The sequence below is a fragment of the Novacetimonas maltaceti genome (assembly GCF_002906255.1).
GTDB lineage: Bacteria > Pseudomonadota > Alphaproteobacteria > Acetobacterales > Acetobacteraceae > Novacetimonas > Novacetimonas maltaceti.
In genome coordinates this window covers 1-4,921 of the sequence record NZ_POTC01000097.1, presented here as the reverse complement: position 1 = coordinate 4,921, position 4,921 = coordinate 1, and the positions used below count along the sequence as shown (strand labels likewise).

Annotated in this window: 4 protein-coding genes; all 4 read right to left on the bottom strand. The window is 56.5% G+C overall.

The annotated features are described in order from the left end of the window. Window positions 1–93 precede the first annotated feature (93 nt). Window positions 94–1,926, bottom strand: coding sequence for a DEAD/DEAH box helicase (locus KMAL_RS16000; protein WP_110096475.1), 1,833 nt, complete (start codon window positions 1,924–1,926; stop codon window positions 94–96). Window positions 1,927–2,479: 553 nt separating this feature from the next. After that, window positions 2,480–3,169: a HamA C-terminal domain-containing protein gene (locus KMAL_RS15985; protein ID WP_110096472.1), complete on the bottom strand. Its 690-nt coding sequence runs from the start codon at window positions 3,167–3,169 to the stop codon at window positions 2,480–2,482. Between the two features lie 99 nt (window positions 3,170–3,268). Then, entirely contained in the window at window positions 3,269–3,841 is a 573-nt protein-coding gene (locus KMAL_RS15980) for a recombinase family protein (RefSeq protein ID WP_110096471.1), read from the bottom strand. A 268-nt stretch (window positions 3,842–4,109) separates the two neighbouring features. Further along, window positions 4,110–4,921, bottom strand: an 812-nt coding sequence (locus KMAL_RS17990; RefSeq protein ID WP_456306384.1) for a MarR family winged helix-turn-helix transcriptional regulator, incomplete at its 5' end; no start/stop codon positions are given.

Below are 4,921 nucleotides of genomic sequence, written 5' to 3'. Positions count from 1 at the left end.
CCTCCAGCGCAACCCGTGACTTGAACTCTGCCGCATACCGTTTCCGCGTAACCTTGCCCATAAAACCCGTCCTCGTTCAGGCCAGATGATAGCTTATCGCCCTGTCCGAAAAATGGGGACCACCTCTTTCAGCTCAAGATATTTGTGTACCCGGGCAAAAACAGGTCGCAACTTGTCAAGCGCTTCCCTCCACCCCGCGCTCGGATGAAGCGGGATGAGATAGTCTGGACCCTTTTCCGCGATCTTCTCGATCATATAGTCGTACAGTTCTTGCTGCCGGTACCCTGAAATTTGCGGGCTGGCAGCCAGCGTTTCCACATTCAAACCGATCTGATTGTCAGCGGTCGCCAAGGCGGAGGTAATGCTAGCTCGTGTCTGCATCGACAACCCGCTTAAGCGGTCAAAAGTGTTATCAAGCTGACCTTGCCGATAGTCCCGCAATAACTTTGAGAAGGCGGCTTCCAGATTCGGAGTCTCGCCCGATGGACGGTCGGTCGCCGCTATATACTCAAGCAGCTCGGCCGATGTGTCGGTCAGGGCAACCTCAAGCGACGGCTTGATAGGCTCATCCTTTGGCCCGGAGAGCGGACTTGATTCCCATTCATCGTAATCGACGAGAAAAACGTTCCCCTGAAAGTCCTTGCCGAGGCGACCGGCACGTCCCGCGAGGTTCCAGAAATCGACGGGTTCGATCGGGTTCTCTTCCCCCTTATGGGGGTTCTGCATGAACACGTTGCGCGCGGGCAGATTAACGCCTTGCAGCAGCGTGCTTGTGCAGACAATGTAATCGAGATGCCCGTCAGCAAATGCGCTTTCAACAGCGTTCCTCAGCAGCGGAGGAATGCGGCCGTAGTGGAAGCCAACTCCTCCCTCTACGGTTTCAGCAAGCACGTAGCTCGGATGGACAGCCTCTTTCGCAAAGGCAGTCAGCTCCTTGCGAACCTGTACCGATAGCTCACTTGGTCCGGAGGAGGTCACCACTTCAGCAACCGCTGGATCTTGCGACAACTCTTTGATCTTGAACGCGACGTCCTCACATGCCGCAGGACCGGCGGCGTAGACGAGGCTTTGAGAGGCGTTGCCAAGAGCCCAACTCAGATATACGAGCCCATCATGGGAATTATAGATCGGTATCGCGGCATCGATCTCCGCGAGCGGGGTCTTCTCGCCGTCCCGCCACAGCAGCATATCAAACTTTTTATCGTCGCCCGCTCTGCGGTTCAGCAGAATGATGTTCTGGGCGACGGGAGAATCTTTGGTCTTGACCACTTTGACGCTGTCGCGGCCGACCACCGTGCCGAAGACGGCCGGTTCTCGAACTTGCGGGGACGAGAATAGGAACTGCATGTCGGGGTGACGCCGTTGCAGGTCCTGCAAGACTGAATGCAGGACCACTCCCCGGGCCCCCTCGCCGATAAGATGCGCCTCATCGACGATCGCTACGTCGAATCTAAGTTCAGGAGCAGTATGAAACAGCACTTGGAGCCGTTCCGGCGTGAGCACATAGATCGGTGTACCTAATACTGTCGACGCAGCCGGTATCGGCACCGTCGTCACCCCGAACCCCTTGTCGAGGCTGGCTGCGCGCAAATCGGCGGCAACTTGGCTGATGAGGGCGCGGCTCGGCACCAGATAGACTAGGTTGGCGTTCGGACGCGTTCGCTTGAGCTGTTCGATATACGCCAAAAAGACAAACGACTTACCCGCCGAGGTAGGCGCGGAAAGCGCCAGCGATGAGCCAGCCGCTAGGGCCTCCCAGACAGTCCGCTGCATATCTGTGAGGACAGCGCTGCGCTCGCCAATGCGCACGGTATTGTCCATCTGACGGCCGAGGATCTCGTAAAAAATCGCTTCAGTAAGCGTTCGTGGCTCCGCCTCGCCCTTGAATGCGAACTTGATCGCGGGGTAATTTCCAAGTCGCGCCAAGATAAGTCTGGACGCCCCCTGATCCCGGCGAGGGTTTTGCTATAGGCTAGCGATCCGACACTAATGCGATACGCCAGTTGCCGCCATTCCGCTTCTTCAGATTGGGCGAATATCGTGGCGCTTTGAAGGAGCCGCCGCAGGACCTCTTCTTCAAGCGCGGGGCCGTCAGCGAAGCCCGCGCCGCTCAAAATCGATTGACGCAGTATGGCCTCATAGTCGGCCGCGAAGCGGGGATCGCCGCTGATCTTTTCGCAAAGTCCGTCTACGAAGCTCATGCCGCCACTCCGAGCTTCCCATAGAAGGCCGACCTGAAGACCTTTAGAGACGGGAACGGCAGAAGGAAGAGATGCAAATTGGTTGTGACCGGCAGGCGTTTACTGTAGTGGCGCTCTATCACGCGGCAGGCGCTGCCGATCCTCTTCTTGTACTTCTCCTCGAATGCCGAGGCGACTTTGTCGGGTTCAAGCGCAAGTATGCGGTTGTAAGCGGCATATTCAAAGCCAAGCAGGCATGCGTGAACGATACGCTTTTGCAGCGTTAGCTTCGACGTTGATTACGGGTTGATATAGTCCGCGATCTTCGCCCGAAACGCCGGGTCCAGGCTGTTGAGGTCGGACAGGTTGTTCAAGATCTCAATCTCACGAGAGATCTGACCGGAATTAGCCAGGAGTTCCGCCATGGAGGTGAACGCTGCATCAGCCGCCGACGAAAAACTCTGATATATTTTAGACTCCCCAAAATAGATGGTCAGAAGGTCCTTGGCTTCATCGTAGCCAAGATGAATACCATCCGTGCCGTGCACGGGCATGTTGTTATTGGTCTTCAGGTACATCTTCGAGACCAAGCGCGGTGCCTTCAGCACCCATTCTAGCAAAGCATAGAGGATTAGTTCTCCCGGCTCTCCGCCGGACTCGAGTTGATTCTTCGCTTTGATAAATAAGCTCTTCGCATCGTCGCCAAGTCTGACGATGCGGTGATAATCGAGAGCGGGGTCGATCCCCTGCAGCGCATCCCGGACTTTGCTCTTTGGCAGGCAGTACGGGATCAGACAGTCGTAAAGGTACTCGACTAACTCCTGAACCGTCGGGACGCCATCAGCGAAGGTGATGTAGTGGAAGCTACCGGTGAGCCGGTGCATGCCAGACGTCCAGTCGAACGGGACCTCTTTCAAGCGGATGCCGAGGCCCGCGTGATCCTTCAGAAGCGCAGTCATCGCGCCAGCGAGAGCCAATTGGTCATTCACCGACGCAGTTTCCTACAATTGCTGTTAGGTCATTTCTGGCCAAGCCACCCTCCTCAGGCATGATAGGTCAACATTCTTTTCGACTATGCGCAATGAACGTCATGGGTGCCGTGGGGCCACGACACCGACATGTTTGTACAGGGTGGTTCGGGACACGCCGTAGCGCCGGGCTACATCGGCAACCTGTATTTCAGGGTCACGAAGTAGCACTTTGATCTCGCGGACCTGCTTGTCCCCAAGCTTCGGTTTGCGGCCGCCAGAGCGGCCTCTGGCACGTGCTGCGGCGAGCCCAGCATGGGTGCGCTCACGGATCAAACTACGCTCGAACTCCGCGAGAGCTGCAAACACATGGAAGACCAGCTTGCCCGCTGCGCTGTTCGTTTCGATCTTCTCGGTAAGACTCTCGAAGCCAATTCCCGAGCGCTCCAACTCAGCCACGATCTGCACGAGATCCGGCAGGCTGCGCCCTAGGCGGTCCAACCTCCATACCACCAGCGTATCGCCGTCGCGCAGAGCCTTGCGGCACTGCTCCAACTCTAGGCGCGAGGCGTTCTTTCCGCTCGCCGTTTCTTCGTAGATGACATAGCACCCGGCCTGCTGAAGGGCATTGCGCTGCAAGTCCAGATGCTGGTCCTCCGTGGAGACTCGTGCGTAGCCGATCCGCTGTTTCATTGACACAACCGGGAAGTTGAAAACTTGACGAGAATGTTAACTCGACAGTTGAGGTTCGGATAGTCTCAGACGCAATTTTTTGACATGTCCAGAAAACCACCGTTTAATGGACATTTCTTGGCTGTCCGCTATGAGGAAATCAAATCACTCTGTCGCATGTCCGCCATGAGGGCGTTTGTCGCCTGTCTTTTCCATTCTTGAAGACGACATACGGCTTTACGAGGGAAGCAACCGATTTGATTCTGGTGACAGATTTTGACTGGTTTTATCATCGCATCAAGTCGTCAGCGAAGCGTCGCAAAAGCGTCCGTAACTGATCGAGGTCGGCATCCGTCCAGTCGACGAGAATGCGGTTCGCCAGCCTCTGGCGGGCCGCATTCAGCAGGTCGACCATTTCCTGTCCCTTTCCAGTCACTGTCGCTTCGCGAACACGCCTGTCCGCGGCAGACGGGTGGCGCTCGATAAGGCCCAGCTCTTCCAGCCTGGTCATCTGTCGGCTGATCGTCGTGTGATCACGCCCTGTACGGTCCGCGAGTTCGACAACACCGACAGGACCGTAACGCCATACGCGCGCCAGAAGCGGAAACAGGGCGCGATCCAGTGGAATGCCCGCTTCTTCGATCAGTCGATCATCCCGACGCGGCCGGTTGATTTCATCGACCAGATCGATGATCGCGGCATGCAGCCCGCGCAGGATATCAGGGTCATGTGTATTATTCACGCTTTTTGTTGCCTTGGACGCCGCTCTGAGATACGTGAATATTACACATTGATTCGCGGAGTTGCCAGTGTCCTTCGATACAGACGTCCTGATCTCGGGTGCGGGAGCCGCAGGCCTGACGCTTGCGATCGACCTCGCCCGACGCGGGGTTTCGTTCCGACTGATTGAGCAGAACACGCAGCCGTTCAGCGGATCGCGCGGGAAAGGCATCCAGCCCCGGACGATGGAGATCTTCGACGCGAATTTCTCACACTTGAGGAAATTTTGGGTTATTTTGTAGAATTCAGTCATCCCACAGGAGCCCGATCTGGAATATTGACGATATTCTACTTCTGGCGGCGGGTTCTGAACGCAGTGAG

What these genes read in the sequence shown, in the direction of transcription:
- KMAL_RS15980 (WP_110096471.1), bottom strand. Translation starts at nt 3,841, where the DNA reads ATGAAACAGCGGATCGGCTACGCACGAGTCTCCACGGAGGACCAGCAT.